This is a genomic window from Xanthomonas sp. NCPPB 3218, assembly GCF_056725185.1.
Genome location: NZ_CM161516.1, coordinates 3,681,413 through 3,697,471 on the forward strand (window position 1 = coordinate 3,681,413; position 16,059 = coordinate 3,697,471).

Below are 16,059 nucleotides of genomic sequence, written 5' to 3' on the forward strand. Positions count from 1 at the left end.
GCATGTACCGGGCGTACACGCCGGTTCCGGGCATTGCCCACGCCCAGCTGACCACTGCGCGCTGGGTTGCGTTCACCGCTCAAAGCGCAGTGCTTGGCCTGAGTGACCAGTCGGTGGCAGGACCAGCGCCTCCGACACAACGCGATGGCGATGGCGGCAAGCCGTCGTCACCAGCGCCTCCGGCACCAGTCAGTTGCGCAACGCGACCACCCGCTGTGACAGCTTCTTCGCCGACACGCCCGACTTGGCACCCAGCTCCTGCGCGAATACCGATACGCGCAATTCCTCCAGGTCCCAGCGCAGCGACTGCCATTCATCACGTTGCTGCAGACCGCGCGCAGCCGCCTGGTCCAATGCATCCACGAACGGCTTGAGTTCGAGCATGCGCGCCTGGTCGCGGGCCGGATCGCGTTTGGCGCGCTCGGTCCGCAGGATCATCGCCTTGAGATAGCGCGGGTAATTGGCCAGCGCCTCGGCCGGTGTTTCGCGCAGAAAGCCGGCGTGCACCAGCGCACGTAGCTGCTGCTCCATATCGTCCAGGTTGCCACGCGCCCAGCCCATCAACGGCGCTTCCAGCAGGGGCTTGAGCTCGGCCACCGCAGCGAGAATGCTTTCGGCCAGCTTCAGCCGTTCCATCGCCTCGCCGAACAGGCGCTTGATCGCCTCGTCGCGGCGCTGCGCAAAGGCGCCGGGGTCGCGGATCGTGCCCAGACCATCGGCCAGCACCGCGTTGAGCGCGGCATCGACCAGATCGCCGCGCAGGCGCTCCTGCGATTCGATCGCCGCGTACAGCAGCCCGGTCTTGGGCGACACCGGCAGCTGCTTGCGCGCCTGCTTGATCTTGTCGGCCAGCGCGATTTCCAGCAGCCGGCGCACGCCGCGCGGATGCGCCTGCGCCGCCTCGTTGCGGTCGGCAAAGATGCGCAACGCCGCGCCGTCACCCTGATCCACCAGCGCCGGATAGGCCGGCACGCCGGCTTCGCCGGCAACCTGTTCGGGAATCGGCGTGGATGGAAAATCGCGCAGGCCCTCGGCAGCCAGCGCGCGCCCTGCACGCGCGGCGAAGGCCTGGCCGGCACGCTCGCCAAAGCGGGCGCGCAATCCGTCCAGATCGCGCGACTCGGCCAGCACTTTGCCGTCGTCATCGCGCAGGCGCAGGTTCATCAGCAGATGCGTGTCCAGCGACTCTTCGTCGAAATCCAGCGCCGCCACCTGCGTACCGGTGGTCTTGGTCAGAAAGCGCGCCAGCTCGCCGCGGATGTCGTCGGCCGAGGCGATGCTGTAGGCCTCGTAGAACGCGCGCCCGAAATCCGGGGCCGGCACATAGTTGCGCCGCTGCGCCTTGGGCAGGCTGCGAATCAAGGCCGATGCCTTGTCGGCAACGAAGCCCGGCGCCAGCCACGACAGCCGTGCCGGATCCAGCGCGTTGAGCAGGTGTAGTGGCACGTCCAGCGTCACGCCGTCATCGATGGCGCCCGGCTCGAAGCGGTAATGCAGCGGCAACCGCGCATCGCCCAGCGGGAAATACTTCGGGAAACGATCGGCCTCGCTGCCTTCGCCCGGCAACAGGTCGTTCAATGTCCAGTGCAGGCTGCGGCGCTTGTCCGGCGGCAGGGTTTTCCACCACGCATCCAGCCCGCTGGCCGAATGCAGTTCGGCCGGGATGCGGTCCAGATACCAGCGCGCCTGCCAGTCCTCGTCGGCCACGATGCCGGCGCGGCGCAGCTTGGCTTCTTCTTCGCGCGCCTGCTCCAGCACCTTGAGGTTGTCGGCGATGAATGCCGCACGCGTGTTGATCTCGCCCGTGACCAGGCCCTGGCGTACGAACAGGTCATGCGCGCCGGCCGGATCGATCTTGCCGAAATGGACCGGCTTCTTCGGTGCCAGCACCAGGCCGAACAGGCTGATCTGTTCGGACGCCACCACCTGCCCCTGCGCACGCGACCAATGCGGGTCGAAGTGCTTGCGTGCCAGCAGATGTCCCAGCTCGGCGATCGCCCAGTCCGGCTCGATCGCGGCATTGGTCATGCCCCAGACTTTTTGCGTATCCAGCAGCGTGGCCGCCAGAATCCACGGCGGCGGCTTGCGTGCCAGTGCCGAGCCGGGGAACGGCACGAACCGGCGTTGCCGCGCGGCGAGAAAGTCGCCTTTTTCGGTGCGATGGCCGATCTGCGTGGGCAGGCCGGCCAGCAGCGCGCGATGCAAGGCCTGATACGCCGCTGCACGCTCGCGCTCGCTGGTGCGTGCCGCCGCTTCGGCCGCTTCGGCCTGCCTGGCGGCAGCAGCAGAGGCGTGTTGTGCAGGTGGCGCGTTCGAATCCGGCTTGCCTTCGCGTGCCAGCCGCGCAGCGCGATGCAGCTGCCCGCGCGTGGGCCGGTTGGCGTTGTGCCCATCCTCGCGCGCAGGCGCGCTGGCACCGGCCAGCAATGGTGCCAGCATCGCGGTGGCCGGCTCTTCGCTCCAACCCAGCTCTTCGCACAACAGGCGCAGCTGCCGATGCAGCTCGCGCCATTCGCGCATGCGCAGGAAGCCGAGAAAATGCCGGTTGCACCAGTCGCGCAGCTTGGACTGGGTGAGATCTTCGTGCACCTGTCGGTAGGCCTCCCACAAGCGCAGGATGCCGACGAATTCCGAGCGTGCATCGGCAAACAACGCATGCGCGTTGTCGGCCGCTTCGCGTGCCTCGGGCGGGCGCTCGCGCGGATCCTGGATGCCCAGGAAGGCGGCGATGATGATCATCTCGCGCAGGCAACCATGCTGTTGCGCAGCCACCAGCATGCGCGCCAGCTTGACGTCCACCGGCAGGCGCGCCATCTGGCGGCCGGTCGCGGTCAGGCGGCGGTTGCCGTCGATCGCGCCCAGTTCGAGCAACTGCTGCCAGCCATCGGCGACCGCACGCTCGTCAGGCGCTTCCAGGAACGGGAAATCCTCGATCCGCCCCAGCCCCAGTAGCAGCATGCGCAGGATCACGCCCGACAGCGACGAGCGGCGGATTTCCGGATCGGTGAATGCCGGCCGCGCGGCAAAGTCCGCTTCGGCATACAGGCGGTAACAGATGCCCTCGGCAATGCGCCCGCAGCGGCCCATGCGCTGGTTGGCGCTGGCCTGCGAGATCGGCTCGATATGCAGGCGGTCCAGCTTCTGGCGCGGGCTGTAGCGCTTGATCCGCGCAAAACCCGGGTCCACCACGTAACGGATGCGCGGCACCGTCAGCGAGGTCTCGGCCACATTGGTGGCCAGCACCAGGCGCCGACGCGGCCCTGGGTTGAACACGCGGTCCTGGTCGGCCGCCGACAGCCGCGCGTACAGCGGCACCACTTCGGTTTCGCGGTACTTGCGCCGTTCCAGCGACTGGTGCGCATCGCGGATCTCGCGCTCGCCGGGCAGGAACATCAGCACATCGCCACGCGGATCGATGCGGGTGATCTCGTCGATCGCCGCCACGATCGCATCGTTGACGGTGCGTTCGCCATCGCGGCCATTGCCACGCTCGCCGTCGCCAGTGTCGTCGGCCCCGCCGGCCTCGCCTTCGAGTGGCCGGTAGCGCACTTCGACCGGGAAGGTGCGGCCTTCCACATTGATCACCGGCGCATTGTCGAAATGCTGGGCGAAGCGCTCGGTATCGATGGTGGCCGAGGTGACGATCAACTTGAGATCGGAGCGTTTTTGCAGCAACTGCTTGAGATAGCCGAGCAAAAAATCGATGTTGAGGCTGCGTTCGTGCGCTTCGTCCACGATGATGGTGTCGTAGGCCGACAACCAGCGGTCGCTGGCGATCTCGGCCAGCAGAATGCCGTCGGTCATGAACTTGATCCGCGACTGCTCGCCGACCCGGTCGGTGAAGCGCACCTGGAAGCCCACCGTGGTGCCCAACGGCGTCTTCAGCTCCTCGGCCACCCGCGCCGCCACCGCGCGCGCGGCGATCCGGCGTGGCTGGGTGCAGCCGATCATGCCGGCCGCACCGCGCCCGGCCGCCAGACACAGCTTGGGCAGCTGGGTGGTCTTGCCCGAGCCGGTTTCGCCGGCGATGACAACCACTTGATGGTCACGGATCAGCGCGATGATGCGCTCGGCCTCGCGCGCGATCGGCAGTTGCTGATCCAGCGTGATGGCCGGCTGCTGCTCGGCGCGCGCCTGGCGTTGCGCCTGCGACGCCGCGAGCGCCTGCTCGAACGCCGCGCGCACCTGCGGGTTGCCGGGCTTGCCTTGCCAGCGCGACCATAGACCGAGCAGCCGGCCCCGGTCGCGGCTCATCGCGCCATCGACGGCGCGGCGGCGCTCACGCAAGGTGTTGGCAAGGTCGGTGTCGATAGCGCTCATTGATGGAAAAATGTGAAAGATTGAATGACAACAGATCCTTTAGCCTGTCTATTGTGACCCGATATCAGGTTCCTCAGGAGGACCATTCCCATGTCCAAGAAAAAGAACGCCAACAAGCCCGTCGTCATCAATGAAGCAGCGGGTGCACTGCCGGTCGCCGCAGCATCGGCGCCACACATCGATATCGGGATCAAGGACGGCGATCGCAAGCAGATCTCCGACGGTCTGGCCCGCTACATGGCTGACGCCTTCACCTTGTATCTGAAGACCCACAACTTCCACTGGAATGTCACCGGGTCGATGTTCAACTCGCTGCACACCATGTTCGAGACCCAGTACACCGAGCAGTGGGCCGCGCTGGACGAAGTGGCCGAGCGCATCCGCGCGCTGGGCTACAACGCACCGGGCTCCTACAGCGAGTTCGTCGCCCTGACCTCGATCCCGGAAGAACAGGGGCTGAGCGACAGCGCCGACTGGCGTGAAATGGTGCGCCAGCTGGTCAGCGGCAACGAGGCGGTCTGCCGCACCGCACGCAAGGTGCTGGGTACCGCCGACGACGCCGGCGACGATCCGACCGTGGACCTGCTGACCCAGCGCCTGCAGACCCACGAGAAGTACGCCTGGATGCTGCGTTCGCTGCTGCAGTAACCCCCCTGGGCTTCACCCCTGCGGGTTTGCCCAAGGTTTCGCTGCGCCGAAACCTTGGGCTCCTGCTCCATAAGTTAGACACTGAGCACCTCTCCCATCGGGACGAGAAGGCACTGCTGGCGCGCCATGGGCGCGCGTGCCTTGGAGCGCCCGCGCCGCAAGCGCGGGCCGGGGCGCGGAGCGGGGCTTGGGGTGAGCGTACGGAGCGAAGCTCCAGTCGCCTTAGGCAACGCTCGGCCACCGGCCATTTTTTTCGCCGCACGCCCCCTATCCAGCAACGTCCGCATCAGCACTCGTGGGCACACCCGCCACATCGCGGCAATCTCCGACGCACCATTGCGCCACAGCGTCAGCCTGACACCGACCAGGGCTTGACCCGCGCGGTATCCTAAGCGGATGTCTTCCCCCGCCCACGAACTGCTCAGCCGCGTCTTCGGTTACGACGACTTCCGCGGCCCACAGCAAGCCATTGTCGAACATGTCGCTGCGGGTAACGATGCCCTGGTGCTGATGCCCACCGGTGGCGGCAAGTCGCTGTGCTACCAAGTGCCGGCGCTGTTGCGCGACGGCATCGGCATCGTGGTCTCGCCGCTGATCGCGCTGATGCAGGACCAGGTCGAGGCCTTGCGCCAGCTCGGCGTGCGCGCCGAATTCCTCAATTCCACGCTGGACGCGGAGAACGCCCAGCGGGTCGAACGTGCCCTGCTGTCGGGCGACCTGGACCTGCTCTACGTCGCCCCGGAGCGCCTGCTGACCCAGCGCTTCCTGTCCTTGCTGGAACGCAGCCGCATCGCGCTGTTCGCCATCGACGAGGCGCATTGCGTCTCGCAATGGGGTCACGATTTCCGCCCCGAATACCGCCAGCTCACGGTGCTGCACGAACGCTGGCCGCATATCCCGCGCATGGCGCTCACCGCCACCGCCGATCCGCCGACCCAGCGCGAGATCGCCGAACGCCTGGACCTGGTCGACGCGCGCCACTTTGTCAGCTCCTTCGACCGCCCCAACATCCGTTACACCGTGGTGCAAAAGGACAACGCGCGCAAGCAGCTGCAGGAGTTCCTGGGCCGCCACCGCGGCTCGGCCGGCATCGTCTATGCGATGTCGCGGCGCAAGGTCGAGGAGACCGCGCAGTATCTGTGCTCGCAGGGCTTCAACGCCCTGCCCTACCACGCCGGCCTGCCCGCCGAGGTGCGCGCGGAAAACCAGCGCCGCTTCCTGCGCGAGGACGGCATCATCATGGCCGCCACGATCGCCTTCGGCATGGGTATCGACAAGCCGGACGTGCGCTTCGTGGCGCATGTGGATCTGCCCAAATCGCTGGAAGGCTACTACCAGGAAACCGGCCGCGCCGGCCGCGATGGCGACCCCGCCGAGGCCTGGCTCTGCTATGGCCTGGGCGATGTGGTGCTGCTCAAGCAGATGATCGAACAGGGCGAAGCGGCCGAGGAGCGCAAGCGGCTGGAGCGCGCCAAGCTCGATCACCTGCTCGGCTACTGCGAATCGATGCAATGCCGCCGCCAGGTGCTGCTGGCCGGCTTCGGCGAGACCTATCCCAAGCCCTGCGGCAACTGCGACAACTGCCTGACGCCTGCTGCCGCCTGGGACGCCACGGTGGCCTCGCAGAAGGCGCTCAGTTGCGTGTACCGCAGCGGGCAGCGCTTCGGTGTGGGCCACCTGATCGACATCCTGCGCGGCAGCGAGAACGAGCGCATCAAGCAGCTCGGCCACGACCAGCTGAGTACCTACGGCATCGGCCGCGACCTGGACGAGCGCACCTGGCGCGGAGTGTTCCGCCAGCTGGTGGCGGCCAGCCTGCTGGAGGTCGACAGCGAGGGCCACGGCGGGCTGCGCCTGACAGATGCCAGCCGCCAGGTGCTCAAGGGCGAGCGCCAGGTGATGATGCGGCGCGAGAACCCGGCTGCCGGGCGCGAGCGCAGCGCGCAGCGGACCGGCCTGCCGGTGCAGCCGCAGGATCTGGTGCTGTTCAATGCCTTGCGCGGCCTGCGCGCGGAGCTGGCCAAGGAGCAGAACGTGCCGGCCTTCGTGATTTTCCACGACAGCACGCTGCGCAATATCGCCGAACAGCGGCCGACCAGCATCGATGCACTGTCGCGCGTCGGTGGTATCGGTGGCGGCAAACTGGCCCGCTATGGCGCGCAACTGATCGAGATCGTGCGCGAGCAGGGCTGATGCAACGGCATGTGTCATCGCGGTGGCGGCGCTGGCACAAAAATCCGCAGAATCGACAGCGCGCATTCAATCAGCCATTGCTAGTTTCACAAGGCGATCTGGCACGCGCTGTCAGTCCCTCTTGAGTAGAGTCCACCCATGAAACGCAGCCTGCTTGTCCTGGCCACTCTATTTGCCGCCGGCAGCGCGCTTGCCCAGGCCGGCGAGAGCAGTGCCGAGCCGGGGTCGGCGCGGTCGCTGGACCTGAGCGTTCCGCAAGCCCCGGTGCAGTACCGCTCCGACCCGGAATACAGCACCGACCCGCCGGGCACCTTCTACGGCGACAAGAGTGGCCCCAAGCCTGCGTTGAGCCGCCCCAGCGCGGCCTCGCTCGCTGCCGAACGTGCCGAACAATGCCAGGGCAAGCTGCATGGCGCGGTCGAAACCGGCATGGGCTATTCCAACCGCGGCGGCAACAGCAACTGGCAGGCCGTCAACCTGAATTCCTGCAAGACCTATTACGACGACGACGGCAAGGCGCACCAGATCGGCGTCAGCATCAGCGTCGGACGCGGCGAAGGCGCGCTGTTCGGCCCGCGCTACGGCCCCGGCGGCTACGGCCCCGGCCCGTTCGGCTGGTAACCGTACGGCTCCGTCTGCGTTGACAGAGGGTTCACTGCCGCATCGCTGAGAATGTGGCCTGCCTTACGAGACGTGCTCATGTCACAGAACAAGGAACGGCCAGTTGTATTTGTCGTCGAAGATGGCGATGGCACCCGACAACTCAGCTGCCTTGTGCTGGAAAGCTATGGTTTTACCTGCCGTAGTGCAGGCTCGGTCGAAGAGGCGCTGACCCTAATCGAAAGCGACCCACGCGTGGATGTGCTGTTTTCCGACATCCATTTCCCGGGCGGCCTGACCGGCGTGGACCTGGCGCTCAAGACGGCGCACGCGCCCTACAACCTGCCGGTGCTGCTGACCTCCGGCCTGGCGGTTGAATATGTGGAAGAGATCCTGCCGGACGGCGTGGCCTTCCTCGAAAAGCCCTATACCCCTGAGCAGTTGTTGAGCGCGATCCGCAGCGTGATGGCCAAGCACCGGGTGCTCTCCACCCCGGTTGCATGACGCAGACGGTCGCGACTGGACGGCGACCCACAATCCCGGTATGAAGTGGCGGCCGGCGCGATGCGTCGGCAACGGGGATTGATCACGACACGGTTGTGCCAGGGACGCGGCGCCATGCCCACCTGGCCCGACCATGTCTTACGCCAGGGGACAACATGAAACACCTAGTGACCGCAGCCATTGCCATGGCTGCGTTGAGCGGTTGCGCGACGGTCATGAACGACGCGACCCAGCCCATCCGTGTGGATACCAAGACCGCCGACGGGCACGTCATCGCTGGCGCCGACTGCGCGCTCAGCAACGACAAGGGCCGGTTCACCCTGAAGTCCGGGCAGACCGTGCAGGTACATCGGTCCTCGCGCGATCTGGAGGTCAGCTGCGTGCTGCCCGGTCAGCGCGATGCCGCCGGCCGCTCCATCTCGCGCGCCAACATCGGGATCTGGGGCAACATCCTGATCGGCGGCGCGATTGGCGCCATCGTCGACCACAGCAAAGGGACCGGCTACACCTACCCGAGCTGGATCCAGCTGGTATTCGGACAGACGCTGAGCTTCGACCGCCACCGCGAGGATCGCGGCCAACCGTTGCAGGGCGACAACGCACAAGGGCGCGCTGTCGCAGCAACCGATTCCAGCGGCGGCAATTCGCCCGGCGGAGCGGTCACGCTGCCGCTGGCAGGCGATGTCGCCCCGCCTGCACCGGCCAGCGCAGCAGCACCAGCCGGCAACGCCGCAGCCACCGTTGCACCTGCAGGCCCGGCGATGTCCACCGAATCGGCCATGACGCGCGCGCAGGGCATCAGCACTGGCCTGAGTTGCGGCGCGGTGCAGGCGCGCAGCGCCACGCGCTTCACCGCCAGTTGCACTGGCGGCAGTACGGTACAGATCGATTGCGCCGGTTTCCGCTGCAGCGCGAGCTTCCCGTGACCTGACAAGGCTGCGCCCGGGTGCGGGTGCAGCCGGACGGCACGACGCCTGTCGGGGATGACCCGACAAGCTGTCGGCGCGGCCCCGATTTACGTGATGTACACCTCATTTAGACTGCAGCCACCGGACGCGAGGCCTGTTGGGCCGCTCAACTCGCGGGGCGCTGAGCACGCCCCTGCCGGGACATTGCCGGTACCGGGCAAGCGGCTCACACATCGTGGTGAGTTGTTCGTCCATCAGCCTGGCTGCGCGCGCTTTACTCGGACAAAGAGTCATTCGCGCAGGCGCAGACGGCTCACTTGGGTTTGCAGTCGAACTGCTCGGTGACACGCCGGCCCTGTGTCCGAGCTCCAACGTTACGGACGCTCCAACCCTGCAACTCGATCCGTGCTGATGCTGATTATGGCTGGCTCACGCGCTGGCCTTGTCTGCGCATTGAATTGATCACCTGCACAGCGATCTCCAAACGCTGCTGCCCATGCGCTTGTGGCATGAGACTTATCGGTTTGCGGTTACCGCCAGCACAGCATCATTGCGCCGGTATTCCCACGGCAGAGCCGGCAGCCAGATGCCCAGCAACCGCACTCGCAGCTGTAGCGTGCTCTTGCGCGGATGGCAATGCACCGCTGCTGCCAGGGACGAATGCAGTATATTTCACGCCATCAAGCAGGCCGCTCGCTAGGCTGATGTCAGTGCAGCACTTGGCTGCGAAGACTTTCAGGAAATTCCCATGGGCGACAATTCGTTTCTGTCACCGGCCTTCGTCATTCTGGTTATCGGCGTGATTGCCGTGGTGTTCTGGCTGGTGACCCGCGCCAAGAAGAAGCGCAACAAGAAGTAAGCAACACAGGAAGCGCGCCAGACATCGAGATGGGACATATCCCGCGCTCGATGCGCACTTACCCTGAGTTGCTGATACCGGGCGCCGGTCCAGGCCGGCCTCTGCCTGGCACGGCTAACACTCACTACTTCCCGCGTAACAGCGCAGCAGTGCTAACGCTGTCTGGAAAGCGAGGCCCCGCAGCGACATCGCTGCGTTGAGGCCGCGCGGCATTTGATGCATGTGCCGTGTCACCAGCACGTGTCACCAGCATCTGCAGACGACCGCGTTGCGACTAGGCGCGCAGAAAACCGACGCCGATCAAAACCGCTCGCCTGTCGGCAGATAGCGCCACTCACCGATGGCCAGCTTGCCCAGCGATACACGGCCCACGCGCAGGCGCCGGATGCTGACCACCTCCAGCCCCACCTCAGCGCACATGTAACGCAGCTGGCCGGGTTGCACATGCTTGATCGCGAACCGCAGGCGCTCCTCGTTCTGCCAGCTCACCTTGCACGGCGACAGGCTGCGCTGCTGATACACCAGACCATGCGCAAGCCGCGCCATGCCATACGGGCGCAGCTCACCGCGCACCTCCACCAGGAATTCCTGTTCGATCGAGGTCGCATCGGCACTGAGCCTGCGCAGCACGCGGCCGTCCTGGCTCAGCACCAGCAAGCCGCTCGCCTCGTCCTCCAGCGGCAGCGGCGCGTTCAAGCGCAGGAAGTGCCGCTTCAGCACCCGCATTTCGAGCTGGTCCAGTGCGCTGCGCGTTGCCGGCGTGGCCAGTGCCAGCGCCGCTTCGGCGCTCATGCCTGCCGGTTTGTGCAGCAGCAGCGTGGCAGGCTCGGCAGCTGCGAGCACGGCGTCTTCCGCCAGCGTCACCTGCGCTGCAGTGGCCAAGGCTTGCGGCTCTTCGACCACGGCCCCGTCCACACTGACCCAGCCGCCTTCGATGTATTGCTGCGCCTCGCCACGCGAGCAGCCGAACAGCGCGGCCACGCATTTGTCGAGACGGATCGGATCGGACATCGGGCGAGCTCGGTTTCAGGGCACGGCAGTGTACGTGCTGGGTCGATGGATGCGTGAGGCCGGCTTCTGCACCGCCCGACAACATGGGAAACTGGGCGCTCACATAGGAGATTGCAGATGTTCATCAAGTTCGGCACCACCCGGGTCCGCCTCAACCATATCTCCGTCATCAGCGACCCCTTCAATGCAGGCGAAAACTTCGGCTCGTATTGCCACTCGGTCCGGGTCGGCCTGCTCTCCGGCGAGGAAATCTTTGCACGCTTCAATACCGAAAGCGGCGCCGAGCAGCTGCATGCAGAGGTGCTCGCTGCACTGGAAGGTTGAGCGCAAGACCCACAGTGCCGTCACGCGCGTGGTGCCTCACGCGCGATGGGCGTTGCCGGCAGAGCAGCCAGCACGTGCGGGCCCGCAAATCGCTCGCGGCAACGTGGGCTTGTCGCACCGCATCACGGCCGATCCAAGCATCTGAGCACTCGGTAGCAATGGCGCCGCCGCTGCTTGAAGACAAGCGCATTGCCGGTATCGCGACACGAGATGAATTGCACCCTGTCCCAGCAACGTCCTTGCCCTGGGTGCATCGCCACCTGGCATCAGAACGTCGGAAAATCGTTCCGCCGTTGGCACGCTTCGATCCAGCCATAACGCAATAAACAAGCAATTTCTGCGCGTATGTCAGGCCGCTGCGGACGGCTGTCGGGAAATTTCTTCCATCCGATGAATTCAATATAAGTAATTTCAAATACGAGCCTTTAGCCCGTCGCGATCCGGCCGCTAGCTGGGGCAAGACGCTCTGGTGGATGACCCATTCATCGAGCCCCTCAGTTGCACTACCTGGATGCGGTCATGAATACATATCTGCAACGCCTCAATGTCGGCCGCCGCTTGGGCATGGCCTTTGGCATCTTGATCCTATTGTCGGGCCTGCTTGTGGCCACCGGCCTGGTCACCATGTCCAACGCGCGTTTCGAACTGGACACCATCGTCAACAGCAACATGGAGAGGATCCAGCTGTCCTCGGAAATGCTCGACGCCAACACCAACGTGGCAATCGGCCTGCGCGACATCGTCATGGTCGCTGGCGACGCGGCCAATCGCCGTGCGATGGACATGATCGAGAAGAACCGCGCACGCTACAAGCAGGCACACGACGCCCTGGCCGCACTGCCCAGCAGCGTGCCTGAAAAACAGGCGCTCGACCTGGTGCAGGAAAAGCGCGACATCTCGGTCAAGCTCAATAACCAGATTCTCGAATACGGCCTCCGCGACCAGAACCAGGAAGCGCAGGCCTTGCTGCAAGGCGACGCCGCAGCGGCCATGGATGCGCAGCAGACGGCGATCCGCGAGAACGCTGCATTGGAGCGCCGCCTCAGCAAGGATGCCTATGCGGCCGCGGTTGCATCGATGCATCGAGGGAAGATCACCCTGGCCACCGGCGGCATTGCCGCACTGGTCATCAGCGGCCTGCTCGCATGGCTGATCACTCGCAGCCTGACCCAGCCGCTCAGCCAGGCCACACGCACCGCAGAAGCCATCGCGGCCGGCAACCTGCACAACGATGTGCACACCAACGCCAACGATGAAACCGGTCGTCTGCTCAAGGCCATGGACAAGATGCAGCTGCAGCTGCGCAACCTGATCGCCGCGCAAACCGACATGGCCAGGCATCATGACAACGGCCAGATCAGCTTCCGCATCGATGCGGCAGCATTCCCGGGCGACTATGGGCGCATGGCCAACGACACCAACCTGCTGGTTGCCTCGCACGTGGCGGTGCAGACCGATCTGGCACGCATCATGGGCCGGTATGCGGTTGGCGAACTCTCCGAAGACATGCAGCCGCTGCCCGGCGAAAAGGCCGTTTTCAGCGACACCATGTCGCAGGTCAAGCTCAACCTGTCGGCGATGAACCACGAGATCAAGCATCTCGCCCAGGCCGCCGCCAATGGCGACTTCAGCGCGCGCGGCGATGCCGAGCGCTTCCAGTTCGACTTCCGCATCATGGTCGAAAGCCTCAACCACCTGATGTCCACGGCCGACGGCAATCTGCAGTCGCTGTCGTCGTTGCTGCAGTCCATCGCCGCTGGCGACTTGACCGCACGCATGAGCGGCGAATTCCGCGGCGTGTTCGCACAGATGCGCGATGACGCCAACACCACGGCCAGCCAGCTGGCGCAGATCGTCGGCAACATCCAGGAGTCGGCCGTGTCGATCAACTCCGCGGCCAGCGAAATCGCCGCCGGCAACCAGGACCTGTCGCAGCGCACCGAACAGCAGGCAGCCAACCTCGAAGAAACCGCAGCATCGATGGAAGAGCTGACCTCCACCGTCAAGCAGAATGCCGAAAGCGCACGCGAGGCCAACCAGCTGGCGATCGGCGCCGCACGCGTTGCCTCGCAAGGTGGCGACGTGGTCGGCAAGGTGGTGGACACCATGACCGGTATCGAAGCCTCGTCCAGGAAGATTGCCGACATCATCAGCGTCATCGACGGCATCGCCTTCCAGACCAATATCCTGGCCTTGAACGCAGCGGTGGAAGCCGCGCGCGCCGGCGAGCAAGGCCGCGGCTTTGCCGTGGTGGCCTCGGAGGTGCGCACGCTCGCGCAGCGGTCCTCCGGCGCCGCCAGGGAGATCAAGGACCTCATCGACGACTCGGTGCAACGCGTGGCCGAGGGTTCGGCACTGGTGCACAGCGCCGGCAAGACCATGGGCGATGTGGTGGCCAGCGTGCAACGCGTCACCGACATCATGGGCGAGATTTCTGCAGCCTCGCAGGAGCAGTCGGCCGGCATCGAGCAGGTCAACCAGACCATCACGCATATGGACGAAACCACCCAGCAGAACGCTGCGCTGGTGGAAGAAGCCACTGCCGCCGCGCGCGCGATGGAAGAGCAGGCGGTGCAGCTCACCGATGCGGTGGCGATCTTCAAGATCGACGCACGCCAGACACGGCAGGCCGCCTCGCGCGTAGCGGCACCGGTCGCACAGCTGCTGAGCAAGGTCCGCAACGCCTGAGCCAGCAGCCGGCACTGCGCCGTCGACCGGTTGTCGGTGCAGGCACGCTGATGCAACACCGCGGATGTGCCCGCAGCCATTGATGCCATCGCACACGCAGAAAGCGCCCGCCAGGGCGCTTTCTGCGTTTATCCCGCACGCTCACCGGCATTCGGCGCAGACAGCTCAGGCACCCGCAACGCGCGCGCAGTGCCCACAAAACAACCTGGAAAACAAGCACGCAAGCCACTCAAAAGCGCTTGTTTCCAGCGCGATGCCTGGTTACGCTGCGCCGGTCGAAAGAGAGCAGGCCGGATGGTAGCCCGGCCACCGTCTGCAGCGCAGGCGGCATCTTAGCCATCGGTACCCACGACATCCGCAGCCGGCGATGCCGGCACTGCAGGTGTGTCCGTGCGTGCTCTCGTCACCGCTCGGCACGCCTTCTCAATCAGGAAGGATCACCCGTGAACACCAGCATCGACAGTCATGATCTGCACCGCTCAATCAACGACGAGCATGCCAACGTGCATGCTTGCGCATACGCAGGGGACGCAGACGCAAAGCCATACGACGATGCCTTATCGCACTGGCACCAAGCCCCTCTCGACGCACGCGTGATCTGGCGGCGGCAGCTCATGCTCCAGGATGGCATGTCGGTGCTGTTGGCAGCCTGGCAGATGCCGCATTCGCCGCGCTGGGAGTGGGAAGCCATCGACCTGCGGCAGGATCGGCACCTGTGCGGCGGCAACTGCGATTCATCGTTGGCGGCAATGCGCGCTGCCGATGCCTGGCCGGCGCTGTGCGGTGACGAGGTCGCAGTGCTTGCCTAGCGGCAGCGCGTTGAACCGTCCTTCTGCCACGACGCAGTGCCATGCCGGTGCGGCCGCGCAACAGCCGGCCCGCCGCGGCTAGCGCGTGTAGAGACCGGGACGATAGCGTTCCATCAGCGACTGCGGAGCCAGCGGCGGCGTGAAGCCGTAGCGCGCATAGAGACCATGCGCATCGCTGGTGGCCAGGCTGAAACGGCGCAGCCCCTGCAGATCGGGGTGCGCCATGACCGCGTCCATCATTGCCTTGCCATAGCCCTTGCCCTGATGCTCGGGCAACACGAACACATCGCCCAGATAGGCGACGGTTGCATAGTCGGAAACCACCCGCGCAAACGCGACCTGCCCGCCCTGCAGAAACCCGCCGAAGCACAGCGAGTTGGCGATGGAGCGCTGTACCACCGCAAGCGGGATGTCCCTGGCCCAGCTGCTGTGCTGGGCCAGGTAGCGATGGACCAGCGCAACATCGAGTTCGGAGTGATCGGTGGAAACGCGCAGCGGCGACATGACGACAACTCCGGCAACAGTGGCCTCAGGCTAGCGCCCGCGCAGGCAGCAGCAACAGTGCGCACAGCACCAGCATGAATCCTGCGATCGCCGCATCCAGCACACGCCATGCGCGCGGATCGCGGAAGGCCGGCTGCAGCAAGCGCGCGCCGTGGCCCAGAGCGGAAAACCAGGCAATGCTGGCCAGGCACGCACCCGACGCGAATGCCCAGCGCAGCTGACCCGGGTAGCGCGCGGACAGGCTGCCCAGCAGCAGCATCGTGTCCAGATAGACATGCGGGTTGAGAAAGGTAAATGCCAGGCACGTCAGCATGGCGCGCTGCCAGCGTTGCGCACCGGCCTGCGACGGCGCCAACCCGCTGGTGCCACACCAGGCCCTGCGCGCAGCCAGCGCGCCATATGCCGCGAGAAATGCAGCTCCCGCATAGCGAAGTCCCTGCAACAACTCCGGCCATTGCGTCACCAGCACGCCAATCCCGGCTACGCCCAGCACGATCAGCGCGATATCGCCGAACGCGCAGATCGCCACCACCAGACCGACATGCTGGCGCTGCAGTCCCTGCCGCAGCACGAATGCATTCTGCGCACCGATTGCGATGATGAGACCTGCGCTGGCGATAAAGCCAGAGATTGCGGCTTGAAGGAACACGAGCACCTCCCGGATCACAGGCGCCAATGCTGGGCGTTCCGC

At 65.6% G+C, this 16,059-nt stretch carries 12 protein-coding genes and 1 other RNA gene; 9 read left to right on the forward strand and 4 right to left on the reverse strand.

From position 1 onward, the window contains the following. Positions 1–2 precede the first annotated feature (2 nt). A non-coding RNA gene (locus AC1PLS_RS15310) (sX9 sRNA) lies at positions 3–77 on the forward strand. A gap of 112 nt (positions 78–189) precedes the next feature. Here the strand turns inward: AC1PLS_RS15310 and hrpA are convergent. Next, positions 190–4,320: an ATP-dependent RNA helicase HrpA gene (hrpA, locus tag AC1PLS_RS15315; protein ID WP_481103821.1), complete on the reverse strand. Its 4,131-nt coding sequence runs from the start codon at positions 4,318–4,320 to the stop codon at positions 190–192. A 90-nt stretch (positions 4,321–4,410) separates the two neighbouring features. Here hrpA and AC1PLS_RS15320 point away from each other — a divergent pair, with 90 nt between their 5' ends. The 5 genes from AC1PLS_RS15320 (at position 4,411) to AC1PLS_RS15340 (ending at position 9,191) form a co-directional block, all read left to right on the forward strand. Further along, entirely contained in the window at positions 4,411–4,968 is a 558-nt protein-coding gene (locus AC1PLS_RS15320) for a Dps family protein (RefSeq protein WP_024939933.1), read from the forward strand. A gap of 396 nt (positions 4,969–5,364) precedes the next feature. Beyond that, positions 5,365–7,161 (forward strand): DNA helicase RecQ, encoded by a 1,797-nt coding sequence (gene recQ, locus AC1PLS_RS15325; protein ID WP_024939934.1) that lies wholly within the window; start codon positions 5,365–5,367, stop codon positions 7,159–7,161. Positions 7,162–7,299: 138 nt separating this feature from the next. After that, the gene (locus AC1PLS_RS15330) at positions 7,300–7,782 is read left to right on the forward strand and encodes a hypothetical protein (protein WP_046343838.1); all 483 of its coding nucleotides are present in this window, start codon (positions 7,300–7,302) and stop codon (positions 7,780–7,782) included. Positions 7,783–7,860: 78 nt separating this feature from the next. After that, positions 7,861–8,265, forward strand: a complete 405-nt coding sequence (locus tag AC1PLS_RS15335) for a response regulator (protein WP_039816233.1) — start codon at positions 7,861–7,863, stop codon at positions 8,263–8,265. A 155-nt stretch (positions 8,266–8,420) separates the two neighbouring features. Further along, the gene (locus AC1PLS_RS15340) at positions 8,421–9,191 is read left to right on the forward strand and encodes a hypothetical protein (protein ID WP_240475949.1); all 771 of its coding nucleotides are present in this window, start codon (positions 8,421–8,423) and stop codon (positions 9,189–9,191) included. Positions 9,192–10,332: 1,141 nt separating this feature from the next. On the opposite strand, the gene AC1PLS_RS15345 is transcribed toward AC1PLS_RS15340, so the two are convergent. Beyond that, a complete protein-coding gene (locus AC1PLS_RS15345) occupies positions 10,333–11,043 on the reverse strand; it encodes an rRNA pseudouridine synthase (protein ID WP_016904347.1) in 711 nt (236 codons plus the stop codon). A gap of 117 nt (positions 11,044–11,160) precedes the next feature. Here AC1PLS_RS15345 and AC1PLS_RS15350 point away from each other — a divergent pair, with 117 nt between their 5' ends. The 3 genes from AC1PLS_RS15350 to AC1PLS_RS15360 all read left to right on the forward strand — a co-directional run bounded on the left by AC1PLS_RS15350 (position 11,161) and on the right by AC1PLS_RS15360 (position 14,864). Next, positions 11,161–11,367, forward strand: a complete 207-nt coding sequence (locus AC1PLS_RS15350) for a hypothetical protein (RefSeq protein WP_016904346.1) — start codon at positions 11,161–11,163, stop codon at positions 11,365–11,367. Positions 11,368–11,886: 519 nt separating this feature from the next. Then, positions 11,887–14,055 carry a methyl-accepting chemotaxis protein gene (locus AC1PLS_RS15355; protein WP_184433817.1) on the forward strand — a complete coding sequence of 723 codons (2,169 nt, stop codon included), beginning with the start codon at positions 11,887–11,889 and terminating at the stop codon, positions 14,053–14,055. 443 nt (positions 14,056–14,498) lie between these two features. Continuing rightward, positions 14,499–14,864 carry a hypothetical protein gene (locus tag AC1PLS_RS15360; protein WP_102251485.1) on the forward strand — a complete coding sequence of 122 codons (366 nt, stop codon included), beginning with the start codon at positions 14,499–14,501 and terminating at the stop codon, positions 14,862–14,864. A 78-nt stretch (positions 14,865–14,942) separates the two neighbouring features. Here AC1PLS_RS15360 and AC1PLS_RS15365 read toward each other — a convergent pair whose 3' ends face one another. Both AC1PLS_RS15365 and AC1PLS_RS15370 read right to left on the reverse strand, forming a co-directional pair. Beyond that, on the reverse strand, positions 14,943–15,368 hold the full coding sequence (locus AC1PLS_RS15365) for a GNAT family N-acetyltransferase (protein ID WP_016904343.1): 426 nt from the start codon (positions 15,366–15,368) through the stop codon (positions 14,943–14,945). A gap of 25 nt (positions 15,369–15,393) precedes the next feature. Continuing rightward, the gene (locus AC1PLS_RS15370; protein WP_221208333.1) at positions 15,394–16,044 is read right to left on the reverse strand and encodes a LysE/ArgO family amino acid transporter; all 651 of its coding nucleotides are present in this window, start codon (positions 16,042–16,044) and stop codon (positions 15,394–15,396) included. Positions 16,045–16,059 lie beyond the last annotated feature (15 nt).